Here is an 877-nt window from a genome sequence, read left to right on the forward strand (position 1 = left end):
AGACTCAAAAGGTTATTACTACCTAATCTGGGCTTATCGCAAGTTATTACGTCTTTCATCGCCTCTGACTGCCAAGGCATCCACCGTGTACGCTTAGTCACTTAACCATACAACCCCAAAAGGTTTCTGTATGGCAACTAACCAAGGTGTAAACTCGTTGTCTCATTATTTGAATGAGCGAGACAACATTTCGATTTTGCCGGACTCAAATATTAAACAATCACAACCGAAGTTATGATGTTTCCAAGAACACTTGAATGTGTGTTGGTACCTAAATGATAAATCACTTAGGATTTGAGAACTTTTATTTTGAACAACAACCGATCAAAGTCGTTGTTCGTCAGCTTTCCAAATTGTTAAAGAGCAGATTTTATTTCTTTCGAACTAAAACCATTTTTAAATACACTCAATTGAGAAAACACTTAAAGATGGTGGAGCTATGCGGGATCGAACCGCAGACCTCCTGCGTGCAAGGCAGGCGCTCTCCCAGCTGAGCTATAGCCCCATAAACTTAATGCTTTAAAGCCAATTCTTTTTGGGAAAAGAATTGGTGGGTCTGAGTGGACTTGAACCACCGACCTCCCGCTTATCAGGCGAGCGCTCTAACCAGCTGAGCTACAGACCCAGCATTAAACTCTTAACTTTTTAAACATATCAATCTGTGTGGGTACTCATCGTGAAAATCATCGTATAAGGAGGTGATCCAGCCCCAGGTTCCCCTAGGGCTACCTTGTTACGACTTCACCCCAGTCATGAACCACAAAGTGGTGAGCGTCCTCCCCGAAAGGTTAAACTACCCACTTCTTTTGCAGCCCACTCCCATGGTGTGACGGGCGGTGTGTACAAGGCCCGGGAACGTATTCACCGTAGCATTCTG

2 tRNA genes and 2 rRNA genes are annotated in these 877 nt (G+C 44.0%); all 4 read right to left on the reverse strand.

Features of this window, described 5'->3' with window-relative positions:
* A 23S ribosomal RNA gene (locus tag L4D20_RS00005) occupies nucleotides 1-107 on the reverse strand; the annotation flags it as partial.
* A gap of 322 nt (nucleotides 108-429) precedes the next feature.
* Nucleotides 430-505, reverse strand: a tRNA-Ala gene (locus tag L4D20_RS00010).
* Between the two features lie 43 nt (nucleotides 506-548).
* A tRNA-Ile gene (locus L4D20_RS00015) sits at nucleotides 549-625 on the reverse strand.
* A gap of 66 nt (nucleotides 626-691) precedes the next feature.
* Nucleotides 692-877: ribosomal RNA gene (locus tag L4D20_RS00020) — 16S ribosomal RNA — on the reverse strand; the annotation flags it as partial.

It is taken from the genome of Vibrio kyushuensis (assembly GCF_050337325.1).
GTDB classification, from domain to species: domain Bacteria; phylum Pseudomonadota; class Gammaproteobacteria; order Enterobacterales; family Vibrionaceae; genus Vibrio; species Vibrio kyushuensis.